General features: G+C 64.5%; 23 protein-coding genes. 13 read left to right on the forward strand and 10 right to left on the reverse strand.

Annotation, left to right across the window (positions count from 1 at the left end; all coding sequences use genetic code 11):
• Positions 1-10: 10 nt before the first annotated feature.
• On the reverse strand, positions 11-1,525 hold the full coding sequence (xdhA, locus tag P9255_RS16185) for a xanthine dehydrogenase small subunit (protein WP_309790054.1): 1,515 nt from the start codon (positions 1,523-1,525) through the stop codon (positions 11-13).
• A 340-nt stretch (positions 1,526-1,865) separates the two neighbouring features.
• On the opposite strand from xdhA, the gene P9255_RS16190 reads away from it, so the two are divergent.
• The 5 genes from P9255_RS16190 (at position 1,866) to P9255_RS16210 (ending at position 7,066) form a co-directional block, all read left to right on the forward strand.
• Entirely contained in the window at positions 1,866-3,086 is a 1,221-nt protein-coding gene (locus tag P9255_RS16190) for an MFS transporter (RefSeq protein ID WP_309790055.1), read from the forward strand.
• 45 nt (positions 3,087-3,131) lie between these two features.
• Entirely contained in the window at positions 3,132-3,335 is a 204-nt protein-coding gene (locus P9255_RS16195) for a hypothetical protein (RefSeq protein WP_309790056.1), read from the forward strand.
• A gap of 76 nt (positions 3,336-3,411) precedes the next feature.
• The gene (locus tag P9255_RS16200; protein ID WP_309764167.1) at positions 3,412-4,158 is read left to right on the forward strand and encodes a GntR family transcriptional regulator; all 747 of its coding nucleotides are present in this window, start codon (positions 3,412-3,414) and stop codon (positions 4,156-4,158) included.
• Positions 4,159-4,170: 12 nt separating this feature from the next.
• Positions 4,171-5,604 (forward strand): multidrug transporter subunit MdtD, encoded by a 1,434-nt coding sequence (mdtD, locus tag P9255_RS16205; protein ID WP_309790057.1) that lies wholly within the window; start codon positions 4,171-4,173, stop codon positions 5,602-5,604.
• A gap of 187 nt (positions 5,605-5,791) precedes the next feature.
• Complete coding sequence (locus tag P9255_RS16210; RefSeq protein ID WP_309790058.1) at positions 5,792-7,066, forward strand: EAL domain-containing protein; 1,275 nt, start codon at positions 5,792-5,794, stop codon at positions 7,064-7,066.
• 58 nt (positions 7,067-7,124) lie between these two features.
• Here the strand turns inward: P9255_RS16210 and P9255_RS16215 are convergent, their stop codons facing one another.
• The 3 genes from P9255_RS16215 to xseA form a co-directional block, all read right to left on the reverse strand.
• Positions 7,125-7,277, reverse strand: a complete 153-nt coding sequence (locus P9255_RS16215) for a hypothetical protein (RefSeq protein WP_309764164.1) — start codon at positions 7,275-7,277, stop codon at positions 7,125-7,127.
• A gap of 153 nt (positions 7,278-7,430) precedes the next feature.
• Positions 7,431-8,012 (reverse strand): Fe-Mn family superoxide dismutase, encoded by a 582-nt coding sequence (locus tag P9255_RS16220; RefSeq protein WP_309764163.1) that lies wholly within the window; start codon positions 8,010-8,012, stop codon positions 7,431-7,433.
• A gap of 206 nt (positions 8,013-8,218) precedes the next feature.
• Positions 8,219-9,595 (reverse strand): exodeoxyribonuclease VII large subunit, encoded by a 1,377-nt coding sequence (gene xseA, locus P9255_RS16225; RefSeq protein WP_309790059.1) that lies wholly within the window; start codon positions 9,593-9,595, stop codon positions 8,219-8,221.
• Positions 9,596-10,052: 457 nt separating this feature from the next.
• Here xseA and lpxK point away from each other — a divergent pair, with 457 nt between their 5' ends.
• From lpxK to P9255_RS16250, 5 genes are all read left to right on the forward strand, one after another.
• Positions 10,053-11,069 (forward strand): tetraacyldisaccharide 4'-kinase, encoded by a 1,017-nt coding sequence (lpxK, locus tag P9255_RS16230; protein WP_309790060.1) that lies wholly within the window; start codon positions 10,053-10,055, stop codon positions 11,067-11,069.
• Positions 11,050-11,256, forward strand: a complete 207-nt coding sequence (locus P9255_RS16235) for a Trm112 family protein (RefSeq protein ID WP_309790061.1) — start codon at positions 11,050-11,052, stop codon at positions 11,254-11,256. Before lpxK ends, P9255_RS16235 begins: the two co-directional genes overlap by 20 nt.
• Before the next feature lie 19 nt (positions 11,257-11,275).
• Positions 11,276-12,067 carry a 3-deoxy-manno-octulosonate cytidylyltransferase gene (gene kdsB / locus P9255_RS16240; RefSeq protein WP_309790062.1) on the forward strand — a complete coding sequence of 264 codons (792 nt, stop codon included), beginning with the start codon at positions 11,276-11,278 and terminating at the stop codon, positions 12,065-12,067.
• Positions 12,068-12,352: 285 nt separating this feature from the next.
• Positions 12,353-13,015 carry an adenylate kinase gene (gene adk, locus P9255_RS16245; RefSeq protein WP_309764158.1) on the forward strand — a complete coding sequence of 221 codons (663 nt, stop codon included), beginning with the start codon at positions 12,353-12,355 and terminating at the stop codon, positions 13,013-13,015.
• 102 nt (positions 13,016-13,117) lie between these two features.
• Entirely contained in the window at positions 13,118-13,876 is a 759-nt protein-coding gene (locus P9255_RS16250; protein ID WP_309764157.1) for a 3-hydroxyacyl-CoA dehydrogenase, read from the forward strand.
• 12 nt (positions 13,877-13,888) lie between these two features.
• On the opposite strand, the gene P9255_RS16255 is transcribed toward P9255_RS16250, so the two are convergent.
• Entirely contained in the window at positions 13,889-14,734 is an 846-nt protein-coding gene (locus P9255_RS16255) for a SirB1 family protein (protein ID WP_309790063.1), read from the reverse strand.
• Complete coding sequence (gene murJ, locus P9255_RS16260; protein ID WP_309790064.1) at positions 14,734-16,284, reverse strand: murein biosynthesis integral membrane protein MurJ; 1,551 nt, start codon at positions 16,282-16,284, stop codon at positions 14,734-14,736. Before murJ ends, P9255_RS16255 begins: the two co-directional genes overlap by 1 nt.
• A 382-nt stretch (positions 16,285-16,666) precedes the next feature.
• Here murJ and rpsT point away from each other — a divergent pair, with 382 nt between their 5' ends.
• The gene (gene rpsT / locus P9255_RS16265; RefSeq protein ID WP_309764154.1) at positions 16,667-16,945 is read left to right on the forward strand and encodes a 30S ribosomal protein S20; all 279 of its coding nucleotides are present in this window, start codon (positions 16,667-16,669) and stop codon (positions 16,943-16,945) included.
• Positions 16,946-17,071: 126 nt separating this feature from the next.
• Here the strand turns inward: rpsT and P9255_RS16270 are convergent, their stop codons facing one another.
• A complete protein-coding gene (locus tag P9255_RS16270) occupies positions 17,072-17,413 on the reverse strand; it encodes a DUF3579 domain-containing protein (protein WP_309790065.1) in 342 nt (113 codons plus the stop codon).
• A gap of 552 nt (positions 17,414-17,965) precedes the next feature.
• On the opposite strand from P9255_RS16270, the gene argF reads away from it, so the two are divergent.
• The gene (argF, locus tag P9255_RS16275) at positions 17,966-18,895 is read left to right on the forward strand and encodes an ornithine carbamoyltransferase (RefSeq protein ID WP_309790066.1); all 930 of its coding nucleotides are present in this window, start codon (positions 17,966-17,968) and stop codon (positions 18,893-18,895) included.
• A 28-nt stretch (positions 18,896-18,923) separates the two neighbouring features.
• Here the strand turns inward: argF and murB are convergent, their stop codons facing one another.
• Positions 18,924-19,943 carry a UDP-N-acetylmuramate dehydrogenase gene (murB, locus tag P9255_RS16280; RefSeq protein ID WP_309790067.1) on the reverse strand — a complete coding sequence of 340 codons (1,020 nt, stop codon included), beginning with the start codon at positions 19,941-19,943 and terminating at the stop codon, positions 18,924-18,926.
• Positions 19,944-20,084: 141 nt separating this feature from the next.
• Between murB and P9255_RS16285 the strand changes: the two genes are divergently transcribed.
• Positions 20,085-20,570 carry a YajQ family cyclic di-GMP-binding protein gene (locus P9255_RS16285; RefSeq protein WP_309764150.1) on the forward strand — a complete coding sequence of 162 codons (486 nt, stop codon included), beginning with the start codon at positions 20,085-20,087 and terminating at the stop codon, positions 20,568-20,570.
• A gap of 57 nt (positions 20,571-20,627) precedes the next feature.
• Here the strand turns inward: P9255_RS16285 and plsY are convergent, their stop codons facing one another.
• Both plsY and ybaK read right to left on the reverse strand, forming a co-directional pair.
• The gene (gene plsY, locus P9255_RS16290) at positions 20,628-21,260 is read right to left on the reverse strand and encodes a glycerol-3-phosphate 1-O-acyltransferase PlsY (protein WP_309790068.1); all 633 of its coding nucleotides are present in this window, start codon (positions 21,258-21,260) and stop codon (positions 20,628-20,630) included.
• Between the two features lie 36 nt (positions 21,261-21,296).
• On the reverse strand, positions 21,297-21,788 hold the full coding sequence (gene ybaK, locus P9255_RS16295) for a Cys-tRNA(Pro) deacylase (protein WP_309790069.1): 492 nt from the start codon (positions 21,786-21,788) through the stop codon (positions 21,297-21,299).
• Positions 21,789-21,849: the final 61 nt, after the last annotated feature.

The raw sequence follows: 21,849 nt of genomic DNA on the forward strand, positions 1-21,849 counted from the left end.
TTCGATATCCTCACTTCACTTCGACGAGTTCGATCGCGCGCACATCCAGCTTCGATTTCGCAAGCGGATCGTGCGGGCGCGTCTCCAGCCAGAAGCGATACAACAGGCTCTTCGCCGTATCCATCCGATAGCCGCTCGATGCACGCATGTCGGTGAGCGGCGCGTAGTCGTCGGCGAGCGCGCGCATCGCGGCTCGAGCGGTGGCTTCATGCCATTGCACATCGGCGAGCGCGGCTTCGGCGCGCGCGGCACGCTTCGGCGTCGCGGCCATGCCGCCGAACGCGATGCGTGGCTCGCGAATCACGTCGCCATCGGCGATATAGGCGAACGCGGCGCAAACGGCGGAGATATCGCAATCGAAGCGCTTCGAGAGCTTGTAGGTCCGAAAGCGCAAATTCGCCCGCTTGCCCGTGCGCGTCGGCACCTTGATGGCGGCGACGAATTCATGCTCGGCCATGTCCTTCTTCTGATACGCGACGTACAGGTCTTCGAGCGGCATCTCGCGCGTCCCGTCGATGCTCGCCAGCACGACGCGCGCGTTCAGTGCGATGAGTCCGGGCATCGAATCGCCGATGGGCGAGCCGTTCGCCACGTTGCCGCCGAGCGTGCCGGCATTGCGAATCGGCAACGACGCGAAGCGCAGCCACATTTCCTCGAGTTCGGGATACGTCTTCACGAGTTCCGCATACGCGCGCTCGACCGTCACGCCCGCGCCGATCTCGATCCACCCTTCCGTCGTCTCCACGCGCTTCATCGCCTCGATCTGGCCGATGTAGATGACGTCGCCGAGATCGCGCAACTGCTTCGTGACCCATAAACCGACGTCCGTGCTGCCCGCGAGCAGGCGCGCGTTCGGCTTGTCCGCCTTGAGCCTGGCGAGCGCTTCGAGCGTGCGCGGGGCGTCGAACTGCCGGCCCGCGTGCTCGTAATGGAAGGTGTCGTCGCGCTGAAGCGTCGCGAGCGTCTTTGCCAGCGATTCAACATCGAGCGGCGCGAGCGGCGCATGATCGAACATGCGCTCGGCGGCGTCGATGATCGGCCGATACCCCGTGCAGCGGCACAGATTGCCCGTCAGCGCGTCGCTGATTTCCTGTCGCGACGGCATCGACTTGTGCGCGCAATTCGCGCTTGCATGGCCGTGCTTTTCGTAGAGCGCGAACATCGACATTGCGAAGCCCGGCGTGCAGAAGCCACATTGCGATCCGTGGCAATCGACAAGCGCCTGCTGCACCGGATGCAGCGAGCCATCCGGCTGGCGCAGGTCTTCGACGGTGAACAGCGCGCGGCCATCGAGCGTCGGCAAGAACTGCACGCACGCATTGACCGCCTTCAACGCGACGCCGCCCGCGCCGTCCGGTTCCCCGACGACGACCGTGCACGCGCCGCAATCGCCCTCGGCACAGCCTTCCTTCGTGCCGGTGCAGCGCGCGTCTTCGCGCAGGTATTGCAGGACGGTGCGCGTCGTCGACGCGCCGCTGACTTCGCGGATGGCGTTGCGATGATAGAAACGGATGGGCTCGCTCATGGAATCGTGTCTCGCGGGGCTTCGATGCTTCTTGCTGGTTGCGCGGGGTGCGCAGCCGGTGGCGATGAGGTCGGCGGACTCATTTTCAGATTGGTCCGATCGCCTCGATGCTTCGAAACCTATCACCGCCAAAATGCGCGACCCATAGCCGGCATTGCATGAACGACATATTGGTGTCGCGATGAGTCGCCAAAGCCTTACGCAGCAAGGTGCGAGCGAAATTCACACGAGCGTCCGCGATGACGATTTGGACTGAACGGTTACAAAAGGGGCGCGACGTTGCGCCGCAACATATGGGAGAATCACGCCTTCCCGCCGAGTTCAACCCCGCATTTTCCCTATGTCCTCCGACTCCTGCACTGCTGCCGCTCCGCAAAGCGATCTGGCCGTCACCCTCCGAATCGTTTCGGTCGTGCTGTACACGTTTCTTTGCTATCTGACGATCGGCATTCCGCTCGCCGTGCTGCCCGGCTTCGTGCATACGGACCTCGGCTATGGCTCGGTGATGGCGGGCGCGGCGATCAGCGTGCAGTACTTCGCGACGCTCGTGTCCCGGCCGCTCGCGGGCCGCACCGCCGACACGCTCGGGCCGAAGAAGACGGTCCTCTACGGGCTGGCGGCATGCGCGGCAAGCGGCGTCCTGTTGCTCGGCTCGGCGCTCGCGGCGCAATGGCATGCGGTGAGTCTCGTGCTGCTGGTGATCGCGCGGCTCGTGCTGGGCTTCGGGGAAAGCTGGGTCGGGACGGGATCGATCACGTGGGGCATCGGACGCGTGGGCGTCGCGAACAACGCGAAGGTGATTTCGTGGAACGGCATCGCCACTTACGGTGCGCTGGCGATCGGCGCGCCGCTGGGCGTCGCCATCGATCATTCGCTGGGCTTCGGCGCGCTTGCGCTGATCGTGATTGCGCTCGGCGCTCTCGGCTACTGGCTCGCGACGCGCATGGCGAGCGTGCCGGTCGTGCATGGCGAGCGGATGTCGTATCGCAGCGTCTTCTTCCGCGTGCTGCCGTACGGGTTCGGGCTCGCGCTGGGATCGGCTGGATTCGGGTCGATCGCGACGTTCATCACCCTGTTCTACGCGGCGCATCACTGGCCGAACGCGGCGCTGTCGCTGACGGTGTTCGGCACGACGTTCGTCGGCGCCCGGCTGCTGTTCGCGAACACGATCAAATCGTACGGCGGGTTCCGGGTGGCGATCGTATCGTTCGCGCTCGAATGCGCGGGGCTCTTGATGCTGTGGCTGTCGGCGGACCCGACGTTCGCGCTGGCGGGCGCGGCGTTGACGGGATGCGGCTTCGCGCTCGTGTTCCCGGCGCTGGGCGTCGAAGCGGTCAGCCTCGTGCCGCCCGCGAGCCGGGGCGCGGCGCTGTCGGCTTACTCCGTGTTCCTCGACTTGTCGCTCGGATTGACCGGGCCGCTCGCCGGATATGTGGCGGGCGAGTTCGGGTATGGATCGGTGTTTCTGTTCGCGGCCGTCGCGGCGGCGATGGCGGTGGCGTTGTCGGCCGCGCTGTATATGCGGGCGGAGCGAGGTGTCGGCGGGGCGGCCAGGGCTTGATTTTCATTGGTGACGCGCTGCCGTTGATGTGACTGTCGCGCACGCGTGAATCACCCCGATCGCGTGCTCTGTGCAAATGGGATCATCACCGGCTTTCTGCAGGCGGGCATCGCGATAACCGGCGATGTCCTCCTCGGTCAACAGTATGCGGCCAGCTGTGCGCGCTCACTCCTGACAGCATCGCAAACGCGCCTGCATGTTGCTGATGTCACTCTCTTCGCCGATGCGCGTGTCGCACGCATCCGTTGACAGACCGCGAAAGTGCCCGCCCCTTCGTCTCCACCGTTTGTCTTAAAATCCCCGCTTAGCCCTCAGCGTCCGATTTATGAACTCGACCGCAGAAGACCGCTGGCGCGACTTGCGCCCGGACCCGGACAGCGACACGCCGCTTTATCTCCAACTCGCCCGCAAGCTCGCCAACGCCATTCACGAGAACCGCTGGAACGCCGGCGAAGCGTTGCCCTCCGAGCGCGTGCTGTCCGAGGCGCTCGGGGTGTCGCGGATCACGTCGAGAAAAGCCATCGCGCTGCTCGTCGAACAAGGGCTGATTCGCCGCGAACAAGGCGCGGGCAGCTTCATCAAGCCGCGTTATGAAGACCCGCTCTCGCGTCTGTCGAGCTTTTCCGAAATGCTTCGGCGACGCGGATTTCAACCGAGTTCCAAGTGGCTATCGCGCACCATCGAGCCGGCCAATCGCGAAGAAGTCATTCAGCTCGGGCTGTCGCCTTCCGCCGCCGTCACGCGCCTCAAGCGCCTGCGTCTCGCCGACGACACCGTGATGGCCGTCGAGAACTCCACCTTCCCCGCCTCGCTCGTCCCCGATCCGCTTTCCATCGGCGATTCGCTCTACAGTTATCTCGATACGCGCGGCCTGTCGATCGTTCGCGCGCTTCAGCACTTTCGCGCGGTCAACGCGAGTCCGGAGATTGCTGAACAGATGAGCATCGCGCCACACGACGCGCTCTTGCTGATCACGCGCGTCGGCTATACCGCGGATCAGCGCGCCATCGAGCTCACCGATACGTACTGTCGCAACGACTATTACGACTTCGTCGCCGAACTGCGCAAATAACGCCGCCCGCCCATGACCGATACCGCCACAGCGCAGCCAGACGATCGATCGCTCTCCATCATGCTGTGGCTCGTGGCGACGGGCTTCTTCATGCAGACGCTCGATTCGACCATCGTCAACACCGCGCTGCCCGCGATGGCCAGAAGTCTCGGCGAAGCGCCGCTGCGCATGCAGGGCGTCGTGATCGCGTACTCGCTCACGATGGCGATGATGATTCCCGTATCCGGCTGGCTCGCGGACAAGCTCGGCACCAAGCGCGTGTTCTTCAGCGCGATCCTCGTGTTCACCATCGGCTCGCTGCTGTGCGCGAATGCGCAATCGCTGCAGGCGCTCGTCGCCTATCGCGTCGTGCAGGGCGTGGGCGGCGCCATGCTGCTGCCCGTCGGACGGCTCGCCGTGCTGCGCGTGTTCCCGGCCGAACGCTATCTGTCCGCACTCGCGTTCGTCGCGATTCCCGGGCTGATCGGGCCGCTCATCGGACCGACGCTCGGCGGCTGGCTCGTGCAGATCGCGTCATGGCACTGGATCTTTCTGATCAACGTGCCGGTGGGCATCGTCGGCTGCATCGCGACGAACATGTATATGCCCGACAGCCGCAATCCCGCGACGCCGCGCTTCGATCTCGCGGGCTATCTGCTGCTCGCGGTCGGCATGGTCGCGCTGACCATCTCGCTCGATGGCCTCGCCGATCTCGGCCTGCAACACGCCATCGTGCTCGTGCTGCTGATATTGAGCTTCGGCTGCTTCATCGCTTATGGCCTGCACGCGACGCGCGTCCCGCAGCCGATCTTCTCGCTCGATCTCTTCAAGATCCACACGTTCAGCGTCGGCTTGCTGGGCAACCTGTTCGCGCGCATCGGCAGCGGCGCGATGCCTTATCTGATTCCGCTGCTGCTCCAAGTGAGCCTCGGCTATACCGCGTTCCAGGCCGGTCTGATGATGCTGCCCGTCGCCGCCGCCGGCATGCTGAGCAAGCGGCTCGTGACGCGGCTGATCGAGCGCTTCGGTTATCGGCCGGTGCTGGTGGTGAACACGGTGCTCGTCGGCCTGATGATGGCGAGTTTCGCGCTGACGAGCGCACATCAGCCGCTCTGGCTGCGCGTCGCGCAACTGGCCGTCTTCGGCGCCGTCAATTCGATGCAGTTCACCGCGATGAACACGCTCACGCTGAAAGACCTCGGCACCGGCGGCGCGAGCAGCGGCAACAGCCTGTTCTCGCTCGTGCAGATGTTGTCGATGAGTCTCGGCGTGACCGTCGCCGGCGCGATACTGTCGACGTTCACAGGGCTTCTGCCGCGCGTCACCGAGACGAACTCCCTGCCCGCCTTCCACGCGACGTTTCTCTGCGTCGGCGTGATCACGGCGGCGACCGCGTGGATCTTCGGGCAGCTCGCGCCGGAAGTGCGTGGCACGGCGAGGAAGCCGGACCCGTCGGAATCGAACTGAAGGTGCGCCGCGCACCGCGCCGGTGCCGGCCGCACCGCGACGCGACGCTCGCTTGACGCCCCGTTCATCGCCTGCGCATCAAACAGGCGGTTCGAGCGATTTGCATGTTTTTTGCTCGAACGGTCGAACGCCCGATCTTGTAGACTGCCGTTATCTCAATAAGCCGATTTTCGCGCACGCCCAGACCATGAGCATGGTTGATATCGACCCTCCCCGCTTCCAGCCGCCGCGCCCGGTTGCAGGCGACGACGGTTCGCGTCGCACGGTGCTGTACGGCGAATACACGGTCTTCAGCGTGTTTCAGCCGGTGTTCTCCGTGTCGCACAGGCGGGCGATCGGTTATCACGCGTCGCTGCGCGCGCGCGATGAAGCGCATCGCCATGTGCCGTCGCATGAAGTGTTCACGCAGGCGGCGCGGCGCGGCGATCTGCTCGAACTCGGGCGGCTCGCGGAATCGCTCCATCTGGGCAACTTCAACGCGTTCGATAGCCACGACGAATGGCTCTTCCTGAGCCTGCATCCCGCCGCGCTGATGGACACGAGCTATGGCGACGCGCTCCTCGCCGCGCTCAAGGACATCGGCTTGCCGCCGCAGCGTGTCGTGCTCGAAGTGCCCGAGCAGGCGGGCGGCGAGACGACGCGCTTCACGGACATCGTCGATTCGCTGCGCAAGTCCGGCTTCGTGATCGCGCTCGATGGCTTCGGCGTGAAGCATTCGAATATCGATCGCGTGTGGCATCTGCGGCCCGATATCGTGACGCTCGACCGCTGCATCCTTCAGCAGGCGACCGAGCATTCGCATATCGAACGCGTGCTGCCGCGGCTCGTGTCGCTGCTGCATGAATCGGGGCAACTGGTGCTGATGGGCGGCCTCAGCACCGAACGCGACGCGTTGATCGCGCTCGAATGCAACGTCGATTTCGTGCAGGGCGCGTACTTCGCGCAGCCGAGCGTCGAGGCGGTGCATCCGCAAGTCGCGGCAAGCGCGATGGACGCGCTGTCGGCCGCATCGCGGGAACGCGTCGTCGCTCGCGAGCGCGCACAGGCGACGCGTCTCGAGCCGTACGTAAGCGGGCTCGAGCGTGCGGCCGTCAAGCTGATGGAAGGCGAAACGCTGATTGCCGCGACGAGCGAATTGCTGCAACTCGCCGATACGGCGCGCTGCTTCCTGCTCGATCACGCCGGGCGGCAGATCGGCGATAACGTCGTGCCGGTCGTGCGGACATCGCAACGCGCGAAGCGCTTCAGTCCGCTGCTGCATTCCGAAGGCGCGAGCTGGGAACGCCGGCCGTACTTCATCGAGGCGCTGCGCGCGCCGGGGCGTGTGCATCTCACGGCGCCGTACCTGTCGATCAATGAGGCGCACTTGTGCGTGACGGCGTCGATCGCAGCGCAGACGCCGTTTGGCTTGCAGGTGCTGTGCGTCGATATCAACTGGGAAGCCGCGCCGAGGCGGGGTTGATCTCAACGCAAGCTGTCCGAAGCAATGTCGGGCGCATGCGGTGCGAAGAAGCGATGACTTACGCGCTCTCGTTTGACTCCGGCCGCAGCAGGTCGAACCCGGCCAGCACGAGCACGCCCGACAGCACGATAAAGGCGGCCGAATGCCGGCCGAAATAGAGCAGCGCGGCGGCCGGCCAGGCTGTCAGGCATAAGGCTGCGAAGCGTTTCATGATGCGATTGCGTTCCCGTGAGAACGCTATTTTAATCGCTCGGCCGGAGCGTGCCGCGCGTCGAACGGACGCAAAAAAGCCCTCGCGCGGAGGGCTTTTTCGCATCGACCGGCATTGTCGCGAAGCCGGTTGTGCATCGACGATGCAGCGAACTCAGGCGCCGAAATTCTTCGCGGCGAAGTCCCAGTTCACGATGTTCCAGAATGCTTCGATGAACTTCGGACGCGCATTGCGATAGTCGATGTAGTACGCATGCTCCCACACGTCCAGCGTGACGAGCGGCTTGCTGTCGGTGGTCAGCGGCGTGGCGGCGTTGCTCGTCGAAACGATGTCGAGCGTGCCGTCGGTCTTCTTCACGAGCCAGGTCCAGCCCGAGCCGAACGTGCCCACGGCGACCTTCGCGAACTCTTCCTTGAACTTGTCGAACGAGCCGTACTTCGCGTTGATCGCGTCAGCCAGCGCGCCGGTCGGAGCACCGCCGCCGTTCGGCGACAGGCTGTTCCAGAAGAACGTGTGGTTCCACGTCTGAGCCGAGTTGTTGAACACGCCGCCCGACGACTTCTTCACGATCTCTTCGAGCGACAGGTTCTCGAATTCAGTGCCCTTGATCAGCTCGTTGAGCTTCGTCACATAGGTCTGGTGGTGCTTGCCATAGTGATACTCGAGCGTTTCTTCCGACATGTGCGGAGCGAGCGCGTTCTTGTCGAACGGCAGCGGCGGGAGCGTATGTTCCATGATTGCGAGCTTCCTTTCTATGTGAATTGTGGGACTGTGAGGAGTGAAGCAGTGGAGCAATGGATTGTAGGCGAGTTGGGATAACCCCGCAAACCGCCCGCCTTTATGAGGAAGATCGCTTTCATACCGCTAAAAGCGGCGTAAAAAGTGCTCGCGACAATGTGCCGACATCGGCATCGGCACGTCAAAAATGCGCCGCGCCCGCTTCAGAATTCGTCGGACAGACGCGGCTGGACATCGGCGAGCAACACATCGGCCGATCCTTGCGCGAGGTGCACCGTCAGCGGCCGCTTCGGCTTCAGCGCATTCGGCGCACGCAGCGCGCGGCCGGTTTGCGCATCGATCAATGCGGCATAGCCGCGCTCGAGCGTGCGCTGCGGACTAAGCACTTGCAGCCGCGCCGACAGTTCCGACAAACACGCTTTCTCGCGCTCGCGACGGCGCTCGCTCGCGCTCTTGAGACGCCCCGCCAGCCGCAAGACATGCTCGCTTTGCGCAGCGACATCCGGACGACGGCGCGCCCATCGATACTGCACGAGCGCAAAATGCGCGCGGGCATCGCGCACGGGGCGTCCGCCCGCCGCAGCGAGCCGGCTCGCCAGTTGCCGCAGATGCACGCGCTGCCGCGCAAGGCGCTCCGCCGGACTCACGAGCCGGCGCGCGAGCCAGTCGAGCTGCTGCTCGCGGCGTTCCATCGACCGGCCGAAGCCGCGCGCGAGCGCCGCATGCCGATGATCCAGCTCCTGCAGCAGCAGCACGCGCTGCGGGCTGACGAGCTCCGCCGCGCCGGTCGGCGTGGGCGCGCGGACATCGGCGGCGAAATCGGCGATCGTGAAATCCGTCTCGTGACCGACGCCGCTCACCACCGGCACCTTGCTTGCGGCAATCGCGCGCGCGAGCACCTCTTCATTGAACGCCCACAGATCTTCGATGGAGCCGCCGCCACGGCACACGATCAGCACGTCGATGGCATCGGCTTCACGGCGAGCGTTCGCGGCTTCGACCATCGCCGCGAGCTTCGCGCCGACGCCCGCGCCCTGCACCGGCGCCGGATACACGATCACCGGCACATGCGGCGCGCGGCGTGCGAGCGTGGTGAGCACATCGCGCAAAGCGGCCGCCTGCAGCGACGTGACGATGCCGATGCCGCGCGGATGCGTCGGCAGCTTGCGCTTGCGCTCGGCGGCGAAGAGTCCTTCGCTTTCGAGCTGCGCCTTGAGCCGGAGAAACGCTTCGTAGAGACGGCCCTGTCCGGTTCGCCGCACGGCTTCGACGCTCAACTGCAATTCGCCGCGCGGCTCGTACATCGTCACAAGGGCGCGGACTTCGATCTTGTCGCCTTCGCGCGGGGTGAATTCGGCGTACTGCGCGCGGCTGCGAAACATCACGCAGCGCATCTGCGCATTGGCATCCTTGATCGAGAAGTACCAGTGGCCGCTCGCCGCCCGCGTGAAGTTCGACACTTCGCCCGACACCCATACGAGCGGAAACGACCGTTCGAGCATCGTGCCGATTGCGCGATTGAGGACGGAAACGGGAATGACGGCGTCGCCGCCTTGCGTCGGCAAAGAGTCGGGAGTCATGGCTGCAAGTCGATAAAAACGCGCCGGGCCGAGGCTGGCGTCCGGACAGATGCGTGCGAGTGTAACAAGTGTCCACACAGGAAGACTTACCGGACTACGACCACAACCGCCGCGAGAGGCCGATGAGTTCGTCGCAAGTGATTGATTCAAATGGATTAAATCTCACTGCCGAAGAATTCTGCCGAAGCAACTCTTGCCCGAAGCGGATTCGCGCGTCTTCCGGCGCAAGTTCTTCACAGAGTTATCCACAGCCGGCTGGCGCGCAGCGGCGACTGGCGCACGGCCCGCTCGCGCGATAGAGTGCCGGGTTCGTGCACCGGCGCGCCCTCCTCTGGCTGGACCTTTGGACGAGCCGCGCCGGTCCAACCGTTCAACGAGAGACCGACATCGAAGGAGTTGCCGTTGCGCGCCCTGCCGTATCCGACGTCTTTGCCGCATTCCGATGCAAGGGCGGTCCATGTCTGACTTCAAGCCGCCGATCGAAAACTTTCTGGCCCGCGAGTGGCGCCGGCGCGGCCCGGTCGCGTGGGCGCTGACGCCCTTCGCGTGCATCTTCGGCGCAATCGCCGCGACGCGCCGCGCGTTCTACGCGCTCGGCTGGATGAAGCGTGTCGATGTCGGCGTGCCGGTGGTCGTCGTCGGGAACGTGACCGTCGGCGGGACCGGCAAGACGCCGACGGTGATCGCGCTCGTCGAAGCGCTGCGGGCGGCGGGCTTCCAGCCGGGCGTCGTTTCGCGCGGATACGGCGCGAAGGTCCGGCAAGCGACGAGCGTGACGCCGACGAGCGCCGCTGCCGAGGTCGGCGACGAGCCGCTTCTGATCGCGAGGCGCACGCATGCGCCGGTGTTCGTCTGCCCGGACCGCGTCGCGGCGGCGCGAGCGCTTTTGCAAGCGCATCCCAACGTCGATGTGCTCGTCAGCGACGACGGCCTGCAGCACTATCGCCTCGCGCGCGCGTTCGAACTCGTCGTATTCGACGACCGACTGGGCGGCAACGGCTTTCTGCTGCCGGCCGGGCCGTTGCGCGAGCCGATGTCGCGTCATCGCGATGCGACGCTCATCAACAGCCCCTACGAACGCACGCTTCCGCCGTGGCCGAACACCTTCGCGCTCGAACTCGAATCGGGCGACGCGTGGCTGCTCGACGACCCCGCGATGCGCCGTCCGCTCGCCGCCTTCGCGGGCGAGAAAGTGGTCGCGGCAGCGGGCATCGGCTCGCCCGAGCGATTCTTCGCGACGCTGCGCGCGGCGGGCATCGCGCCCGCGACGCGCGCGTTTCCGGACCACTACTCGTATCGCGAGAATCCGTTCGCCGCCGTGGAGGCCGACGCGATTCTGATCACCGAGAAGGATGCAGTAAAATTCGGGGCCTGGCGCGATGCGCGCATCTGGGTCGTTCCCGTGCAGGCCGTGCTCAGGCCTCGCCTCATCGCTCTCGTTGTGGAGAAACTCCGTGGACGCACGTCTGCTTGAAATCCTCGTCTGCCCGATCTGCAAGGGTCCGCTCAACTACGACCGCGCGGCGCAGGAACTCGTCTGCAACGCGGACAAGCTCGCCTATCCGATCCGCGACGGTATTCCGGTGATGCTCGTCAACGAAGCCCGCCAGACGGTCGAAGGCACGCCCGTCGAGCCGCTGAAGCCGGTCGGCGACGCGTAATAGTCATCGGGTCATCGCCATGTCCGTGCCGTTCATCGCCGTCATTCCCGCGCGCCTCGCGTCCACGCGGTTGCCGAACAAGCCGCTCGCCGATCTCGGCGGCAAGCCGATGGTCGTGCGCGTCGCCGAGCGTGCGCGCGAATCGGGCGCGAGCCAGGTGCTCATCGCGACGGACTCCGACCGCGTCGTCGAAGCGGCGCGCGATCACGGCATCGAAGTGATGCTCACGCGCGCAGATCATCCGACCGGCACCGACCGCCTCGCCGAAGTCGCCACGCGCCTGAACTGGGACGACGACGCGATCGTCGTCAACGTGCAGGGCGACGAACCGCTCGTCGATCCGCAACTCGTGCGAGATATGGCCGCGCATCTCGCGGCGCACGGCGAATGCGCGATCGCGACCGCCGCGCATCCGATCCACGATCCCGCGGACGTGTTCAACCCGAACGTCGTGAAAGTCGTGCTCGATGCGAAGAGCGTCGCGCTCTACTTTTCGCGCGCACCGATTCCCTGGGCCCGCGACGCGTGGCAGCCGAACTGGCCCGACGTCGCCGCGCTATCGGCGCAACCAGCCGTTTCCGAAAACGTGCTGCGACATATTGGCCTATACGCTTATCGCGCCAAGTTCCTGCGCGGCTTCCCGAAGCTCGCGCAAGCGCCCATCGAAGCCGCCGAAGCGCTCGAACAACTGCGTGCGATGTGGCACGGCGAACGCATCGCGGTCCGCGTCACGCATGACGCGCCGCCGCCCGGCGTCGATACGCCCGCCGATCTTGCGCGCGTTCAGGCGCTCTTCTCCGGCGCGAACTGAAAGCGCCGCACAACCGGTGTAAACCCCGCCAAACGCCCGCGCGGCGGGCGTCATAGCGGTTTCCATAGTCGCTATTAAGGCCGCGATCGTAATGAGCCGTGGCATAATCAAGCGATTGCGCGAGCCTCCCGGTCAGCGCCACGCTCAACGTTGCGCCGCTGTCCGCGGGTGCCGCGCCGCCTTTCGAATCGGCCGCGCCGCCCTGTCGTCGACGCCGCACGGGCGTCGGCTGCGAATGTCATGGGCTCGCGTCGAGCGGTTTCTAGACGATTCGGAGATATCACCATGCGTTTGATCCTGTTGGGCGCGCCCGGCGCGGGCAAGGGCACCCAGGCAAACTTCATCAAGGAAAAATTCGGCATCCCGCAGATTTCCACCGGCGACATGCTGCGCGCGGCCGTCAAGGCGGGCTCGCCGCTCGGCGTCGAGGCCAAGCGCTTCATGGACGCGGGTGAACTGGTGCCGGACGAACTCATCATCAATCTCGTGAAGGAACGTCTGCTCGAAAGCGACTGCGCGAACGGCTATCTGTTCGACGGTTTCCCGCGCACCATTCCGCAAGCGGAAGCGATGAAAAACGCCGGCGTCGTGATCGACTTCGTGCTCGAGATCGATGTCCCATTCGATGAAATTATCGCCCGCATGAGCGGACGCCGCGTGCATTCGGCGTCGGGCCGTACGTATCACGTCAAGTTCAATCCGCCGAAGAACGACATGCTCGACGACATCACCGGCGAGCCGCTGATTCAGCGCGAGGACGACAAGGAAGAGACCGTGAAGAAGCGTCTCGACGTGTACGACGCGCAAACCAAGCCGCTGATCGCCTATTACAACGACTGGGCCAGGACCGGTCCATCGAACGGGCTGAAGGCGCCGGAATATCGCAGGATTTCGGGCCTCGGTTCCGTCGATGAAATCCGCGCGCGCGTGTTCGATGCGTTGAAGTAAAACGCCGCACGCAAGCCATCGAAAACCCGCTCCGGAACGAGCGGGTTTTTTTACGCCTCGATTCGCTACACTCGACACGATAGCTACTAAAGGAGACGAAACATGGAGATGAAAGACAACGTCGTTCTGATTACCGGCGGCGCGTCGGGCCTGGGCGCGGCCACGGCGCGTCTCGTCGCGGCGAACGGCGGCAAAGTCGTGCTTGCCGACATGAACGAGGAAGCGGGCGTCGCCCTCGCGCGCGAACTGGCCGGCGAATTCGTGAAGTGCGACGTGAGCCAGGAAAACGACGCGCAGCAAGCCGTCGATGCCGCGACGAAACTCGGCACGCTGCGCGGACTCGTGAACTGCGCGGGCATCGCGCCAGCATCGAAGACGGTCGGACGCGACGGGCCTCATCCGCTCGACCTGTTCAGCAAGGTCGTCGCGGTGAATTTGATCGGCACCTTCAACATGATCCGGCTCGCGGCCAACGTGATGTCGAAGAACGAGCCGAACGGCGCGGGCGAGCGCGGCGTGATCGTGAACACGGCATCGGTGGCGGCGTATGACGGGCAGATCGGCCAGGCGGCCTATGCGGCGTCGAAAAGCGGGGTCGTCGGCATGACGCTGCCCATCGCGCGCGATCTGTCGAGGAGCGGCATCCGCGTGATGACGATTGCGCCGGGCATCTTCGAGACGCCAATGCTGCTCGGCATGCCGCAGGACGTGCAGGATGCGCTCGGCGCGATGGTCCCGTTCCCGCCGCGGCTCGGCAAGCCGGACGAATACGCGATGCTCGTGAAGCAGATCTTCGACAATCCGATGCTCAACGGTGAAGTGATCCGCCTGGACGGCGCGATCCGCATGCAGCCGAAGTAAGCCGAAGGCGTGTCAGTCGTCGTCGTGCTGCGCGCGCTGGCGAAGCTCGTGCAGCTCCGATTCGACGATGGTCGCGTCTTCCGCGTCGGGGCGGTCTTCGAGATATCGCGCGAGGTCTTCGAGCGCCGGCCGCAGATAATCGAGCCGGGCATACGCGAACCCGCGGTCGCGCACTTCCTCGATGCTGCCGGGCAGCACGATCACGAGCCGCTGCTGCACGGCGAGCAGGCGCTGCCAGCGCTCCGTCTGCAGGTAGATGCTCTTCAGATTGCGCAGCATCCGCGCGACGATCTCGCGGCGCGTCGCCGGCTGCAGCAGCACGCGCAACGCGCTGCCGATGGATTCGCCCGCGCGCTGCACATACGGCTCGAGCATTTCCACCATCTGCGCTTCGGAAAGCGTCTGCCCCGTCGTCGGGTCGAGCATCAGATCGCTGTCGGGCGTCGTGACGCGTAACAGGAAATGACCCGGAAACGACACGCCGCGCACCGGCAGGCCAAGCTGCTCGGCCATTTCCAGATAAATCACCGCAAGCGAGATAGGAATGCCGCGGCGACGGCGCAACACCGCGTTCAGATGGCTGTTGTCCGGGTCGTAGTAATCGTTCAGATTGCTGGAGAAGCCCAGCTCGCGGAAGAAATAACGGTTGAGCGCGTCGACTTTCTGACGGATATCGGCGTCGTCAGGCATGCGGCGGCGGGCCCGGACGACCAGTTCGTCCATCTCCGCAAGCACCGCCTGCATGTCGAGGTCGGGATACGCATCCTGCGCCAGCGACAAAGCGGCCTCCGTGAGCGGCAGACTTTCGTCGTCCGCCATCAGCGAGGAGAAGTAGTCGAGGATGCGCGTCGTTGTCATCAAAGCGTGCGTCTCTTGAAATAGGCGTACTTGAAGCCCATCCCGGACAGAATACCGAAATATAGCGCCGCGAACAGAACCAGGCTTGCTCCGAGCAGCACGATTCGTGCAAACGGCGTCGCGCGCATGCCGATCCAGTCGAAGTTCAGCGACACCCAATGCATTGCGCCCGCGAGCACGAGACACGCGCCGGTCAACTGCACGAAAAAGCGCATCCAGCCCGGCGACGGCCGGTAAATCTCGCGGCGGCGCAGGCCCACGAACAGCAGGAACGCGTTGGCGAGCGCGCCGAGGCCGATCGACAGCGTGAGCCCCGCGTGCGAGAAGATCGGCACGAAGATGTAATTGCTGACCTGCGTCATGATCAGCACGCCGATGGCGATCTTCACCGGCGTCTTGATGTCCTGCTTCGCGTAGAAACCGGGCGCGAGGATCTTGATCAGAATCAGGCCGATCAGCCCGATGCCGTACGCCGACAGCGCGCGTCCGACCATCACGACCGAATGACCGTCGAACTTGCCGTAGTGGAAAAGCGTCGCGGTGAGCGGCTGCGCGAAGAAAAACAGCGCGACCGCGCTCGGCGCGGCGAGCAGAAAGGTGATGCGCAGGCCCCAGTCGAGGAGCGCCGAATATTCGACGGCGTCGGCATCGACGTGCGCCTTCGACAGACTCGGCAGGAGGATGGTGCCGAGCGCCGCGCCGAGCAGCGCGGTCGGGAATTCCATCAGCCGGTCGGCATAGTTGATCCACGACACCGCGCCCTGCCCGATATTCGACGCGATGTTCGTGTTGATGATGAGACTCAGCTGCCCGACGGACACCGCGAACGTCGCGGGCACCATCTTCGCGAGCACGCGCTTCACGCCGGGATGCGCCAGCGCGCGGCGGAAGTTGAGCCCGACGTGCGGCATCATGTCGATCTTCCTGAGCCCCGGCAGTTGCACGAGCAATTGCAGCACGCCGCCCGCGATCACCGCATAGGCGAGCGCGTAGACCGGCATCTTCAGGTGCGGCGCGACGAACACGGCCGCGACGATGAACGCCACGTTGAGCAGCACCGGCGCGAAAGCCGGCAGCGAGAACTGCTTGTACGTGTTGAGCACGCCCGAGGCGAGCGTCGTCATCGAGATGAAGACGATGTACGGGAACATGATGCGCGTCATCTCGACGGCGAGCGGATAAGCGCCGCCATCGTGCTTCAGCCCCGACGCGACCGCGAACACGACCCAGCTCGCGCCCGCCATGCCTACGAGCGACAGCACGACGAGGCCCCATGTCAGCACGGTCAACATCGCGTCGACGAGCGCCTTGGTCGGGTCGTGACCCTTGCTGTTCTTGAACTCGGCGAGGATCGGCACGAACGCCTGCGCGAACGCGCCTTCCGCGGACAGGCGCCGCAGCAGGTTCGGAATGCGGAACGCGACGTAGAACGCGTCGGTGTAGAGACTGGCGCCGAAGGCACGGGCGATCAGCGTTTCGCGGATCAGGCCGGTCACGCGCGACAGCAGCGTGAAGCCGCTGACCGTCAGGAGGGCTCGGAATAGATTCATGGGGCGCTTATTATACGGGCCACGCATGACCCTCCCCCGCAACGCTGGCGTGCGAGTCCGCGAGTTTGACGGATTGCACCAATCCGTCGCCGGGCGGGGACACTGCCGCGAAGATAGTCCGCGCTTGTCACATCTCGTATTGGCTTGCTATAATCGCGGGTTCCGAAGCTCCGTTTCGGCCATTTTGTGTCGAACGCGAGGTGCCTTCACGGTCTCGCAAGGCCGTACGGGTATCGTTTCAGTACCGCTTTAACGTTTCGGGGCAATCGTTCCCCGGATTTCAGATCAAGGCAGCGCGCATCGTTCACCGCTTCCGGCCACCGCCGGCCAACCGGTGAAGCCGCTCCGGCAAGTAACAGCAGAAACAGGACAAGGAACCGTCATGGCAAATACCGCACAAGCTCGCAAGCGCGCCCGTCAGGCCGCCAAAGCCAACTCGCACAACTCGGCGCTGCGCTCGAAGTTCCGCACGGCCATCAAGGCAGTTCGCAAGGCAATCGATGCCGGCGACCAAGCCAAGGCTGCCGAAGTGTTCAAGTCGTCGGTCAAGACGATCGACATCATCGCGGACAAGAAGATCGTCCACAAGAACAAGGCCGCTCGTCACAAGAGCCGCCTGGCTGCAGCCATCAAGGGTCTGCAGGCTCCCGCAGCCCAGTAATTCCGGCTCGCGTCCGGCGCATGCCTCCATCGCGGGGCGTTCGCCGGAACGGCTTCCTGTTTCCGCTGCGCAGTAACGAAAAAGCCCGCTTTCGCGGGCTTTTTTGCGTCCGTCCGAGCCTTTCGATCAGGCTTTCGGCGGCGTCGCGGTCTGCGTGCCGTGATGCGGCGGCAATTCGCACGCTTCCGTCACCTGCAGGTCGTTGTCCTTCGCGAAGTTCAGCACGAAGTCGAAAGCCATCGGCTCAATTTCGCGCAGGCGTGAATCGAGAATGACGACCTTGATGTCGCCGATCATCGTCGGGCGCACGTAGATGGAATACTGCAGGCGCGCATTCGGCCCCTTCGCTTTCGGACCATACGCCGACATGACACCGCACAGGCGCTCCGACCAGTCGCTCGGGCGAAACTTTCGCCCGTTCTTGGTAATGCCTTGAATGAAGTACTGGGTCGGGGATGATTCAGCCATGTAGCCTTACCTTTTGTCGGCCGGTGGCGGCACCGGCGAATGCACACGCTCGACGCGGGACCCGCGCGGCCCGCACGCAATGACGCCGGGCGATGCTTTGCGATACAGCCCGAAGAAGACCGTTCACGCCCGCGGCACGATGGCGGACTCGGCAGCACGGCGGATTCGCATGTGCCGAGGGAATGCAGCGGACCTCTTGCGAGTGTCGCCGGCTGAGCGCGAGAAACGGTGTTGAGCCGGTGCTGAGCCGCTGCTGAGCCGCTGCTGAGCCGTTACTGAGTGTTGCAGAGTTGATGAAACAAGCGGCAGCGATTATACCGCAGCCCCCTCTTTTCCGCAGCGCACACGCGTGCGGGAACCGGCACAAACCCGGCGGAAAGCCCCGTGCGCCGGACGTGTCGCACGAACATCCGCCTTTCGGCGAGCCTCGTAAAAGTTCGCAAAATCCTTTATGCTCGAACGCGATACCCACTCCGACGGCGGCGCCGCCCGGTCTGGCGACGCTCGTTATTCAGGGTGCGCAGCCGGTTCGAAGCCGCCGCTTGCGTTTTCATGACCGCCAAGAAAATTCGCCACTATCTGCAGTTCAAGGATTTTTCGCTCGACGACTACGAGTACGTGCTCGAACGCGCCCGCATCCTGAAGCGCAAGTTCAAGAACTACGAGACGTACCATCCGCTGCACGATCGCACGCTCGCGATGATCTTCGAGAAAAGTTCGACGCGCACGCGCCTGTCGTTCGAAGCCGGCATCTTCCAGCTCGGCGGCCACGCGGTGTTCATGAACACGCGCGACACGCAACTCGGCCGGGGCGAGCCGATCGAGGATTCGGCGCAGGTCATCTCGCGCATGGTGGACATCATCATGATCCGCACGTTCGGGCAGGACATCATCCGGCGTTTTGCCGAGAGTTCGCGCGTGCCGGTCATCAATGGGCTGACCAACGAGTACCATCCGTGCCAGGTGCTCGCCGATATCTTCACGTACTACGAACATCGCGGGCCGATTCACGGCAAGACCGTCGCGTGGGTCGGCGACGCCAACAACATGCTGTACACGTGGATCGAAGCCGCGCAGATTCTCGGCTTCAAACTGCGCCTGTCGACGCCGCAAGGCTACAAGCTGGATCGCGCGCTGGTATCGGCGGATAGCGCGCCGTTCTACGAGGAATTCGACGACCCGAACGAAGCCTGTCAGGGCGCGGACCTCGTGACGACGGACGTCTGGACCAGCATGGGCTTCGAAGCGGAAAACGAGGCGCGCATGAAGGCGTTCGCCGACTATTGTGTCGATGCAGAGATGATGGCGCGCGCCCATCCCGATGCGCTTTTCATGCATTGCCTGCCCGCGCATCGCGGAGAGGAAGTGAGCGCGGACGTCATCGACGGCCCGCAGAGCGTGGTCTGGGACGAGGCGGAAAATCGCCTGCACGTGCAGAAGGCGCTCATGGAATATCTGCTGCTCGGCAAGCTGAACCACTGAGCCGCAGGCTCCGGCGAGAACCCCGGGCTCAGAAGCAGACCGGCTCCATCTCCAGTTCCACGCCGAAGCGCGCGAGCACATCGCGCTTGATCGCTTCGGCGAGTTCGATCACTTGCGCACCGGTTGCATTGCCGCGATTCACGAGCACGAGCGCCTGCCGCTCGTGCACCGCAGCCCCGCCGATGCCGCGCCCTTTCCACCCGCAACGGTCGATCAGCCACCCGGCGGCGAGCTTCACCTGACCATCGGCCTGACGGTACGACACGATGCCCGGCTCGCGCGATTGCAGCGATTCGAACGCATCCGCGCTGACGACCGGGTTCTTGAAGAAGCTCCCCGCGTTACCCAGCACGGTCCAGTCGGGCAGCTTCGCGCGACGCACGGCGATGACCGCATCGAAGATGGCCTGCGCGTCGCAAGTCGATGCGCCTTCCAGCGCGCGAGCGACATCGGCGTAATCGGCGCGCGACGTCCACGCTTTCGGCAGCCGGAAGACGACCGACGTAATCACGAATTGCCCGCGCCCCGCCCGCTTGAAGAAGCTGTCGCGATAGCCGAACGCGCACGCGTCGCGGTCGAATTCGGCGTGCGCGCCGGTCGCGAGTTCAATCGCGTGAAGGCGTTCAAACCGCTCGCCCATTTCGAGGCCATACGCGCCGATGTTCTGAATGGGCGCCGCGCCGACCGTGCCCGGAATGAGCGCGAGGTTTTCGAGGCCCGGCATGCCGTGTGCGAGCGTCCACGCGACGAACTCGTGCCAGTTCTCACCCGCGCCCGCTTCGACGAGCCACGCGTCGCCGTCCTCGCCGATCACGCGTTTTCCCATGATGCCGACGATCAGCGCGACGCCGTCGAAATCGCGCGTCAGCACGATATTGCTGCCGCCGCCCAGCACGAGCTTCGGCAGGCCGGCGATGCGCGCATCGTGCGCCAGTGCGGCGGCGGCATCGACGCTGTCGATTCGCATCGCGTGACGCGCACGCACGTCGAAGCCGAATGTGTTGTGCGGCCGCAGGGAGTAATCCGCGAGTAGTTGAGCGTGGGGCATGGGATACCGCGTGGAGAAGCCGGGAAACGCGCGCAGTCTTGGGGAAATTCAAGGCGCGTCGGTAGAATGACGTCAGGTCCGTGATTATAGCGATTGCGCGAGCCGCTCCCGGGCGCTCGCCTCAAGCAAGGGGAAAAACAGATGCCATCGTTTGACGTCGTCAGCGAAGCAAACATGATCGAAGTGAAGAACGCCATCGAGCAGTCCAACAAGGAAATCTCGACGCGCTTCGACTTCAAGGGTTCCGATTCACGCGTCGAGCAGAAGGAGCGCGAACTGACGCTCTACGCCGATGACGACTTCAAGCTCGGCCAGGTCAAGGACGTGCTGCTGTCGAAGCTGGCGAAGCGCGGCGTCGACGTGCGGTTCCTCGACTACGGCAAGCAGGAGAAGATTGGCGGCGACAAGCTGAAGCAGGTCGTCACGATCAAGAAAGGCGTCTCGGGCGATCTCGCGAAGAAGATCGTCAAGATGGTGAAGGACAGCAAGATCAAGGTGCAGGCGAGCATTCAGGGCGACGCCGTGCGCGTGACCGGCGCGAAGCGCGACGACTTGCAAAGCACCATCGCGCTTTTGAAGAAGGACGTGACGGACACGCCGCTCGACTTCAACAACTTCCGCGACTAAGCGGGTTCGCTGCGCATCAAAGAAGAAAGCCGTTCCGCGCAATGCGGAACGGCTTTTTTATTCGGTGGCCGCCGGCTTTTTCTTGTCGCCGATCCGGCTTTCCTTGCCCGCGATCAGCTTCGAAATGTTCGCGCGATGCCGCCAGACGAGCAGCACGCTCATCGCCAGCACGGCGAGCGAGACGCGGCTCGGCCCGAACAGAAACGCCTGAAACAGCGGCGCGAACACGGCCGCGACGAGCGCCGCGAGCGACGAATAGCGGAAGAAGAACGCGATGATCAACCAGGTCAGCAGCGTCGCGAGCCCGAGCACCGGATGAACCGCGAGCAGCACGCCCGCCGCCGTCGCGACGCCCTTGCCGCCCTGGAAGCGGAAGAACACCGGGTACAGATGCCCGAGGAACACGGCAATCGCGGACAGCGCGACGACCGTGGCAAGCCCGGTCGCATCGAGGCCGTAACCCGCGCCGAAATGCCCGACGAGCCACACGGGCAGCCAGCCCTTGAACGCATCGCCGAGAAGCGTCAGGATCGCCGCGCGCTTGTTGCCGGTGCGCAGCACGTTGGTCGCGCCGGGATTGCCGGAGCCGTAGGAACGCGGATCGGCAAGGCCCATCGCACGGCTCACGACGACGGCGAACGAAATCGAGCCGATCAGATAGGACGCGACGGCGACGATCAGATAAATCATGTTGTCTCTTGTGTCTTGAAAAGCGCGGTCAGCATTCTAATCGACGCTCGCGCACTGCACGGGCTTTGCATCGAGCAGTGCGGTGAGCACCGCCGGATCGAGGCTCACGAGATACCCGCGCCGCCCGCCGTTCAGATAGATGGTGCCAAGTTCGAGGATGCTCGATTCGACGTACACGGGCATCGCTTTCTTCGTGCCGAACGGCGACGTCCCGCCGACGAGATAGCCCGAATGCCGGTTCGCCACGTCGGGCTTGCACGGCTCGATGCGCTTCGCGCCCGTCTGGCGCGCCAGGTTCTTGGTGGACACGGTGCGGTCGCCGTGCATCAGCACGATGAGCGGCTTCGCGTGCTCGTCTTCCATCACGAGCGTCTTGACGACGCAATGCTCATCCACGCCGAGTTGCCGCGCGGACTCTTCGGTGCCGCCGTGTTCGACGTAATCGTAAGGGTGCTCGCCGAACGCCACCTTGTGACGGCGCAGGAATTGCGTCGCGGGCGTTTCGGACACGTGTTTGGATTTCGACATGGACGCATTGTAGCGGCGCGCCCGGCGGCTCACCATCGGCCTTTCGGCCAGGTGGTCGAAT

The organism is Caballeronia sp. LZ019, from assembly GCF_031450825.1.
In the GTDB taxonomy this organism is placed as follows: Bacteria; Pseudomonadota; Gammaproteobacteria; order Burkholderiales; family Burkholderiaceae; genus Caballeronia.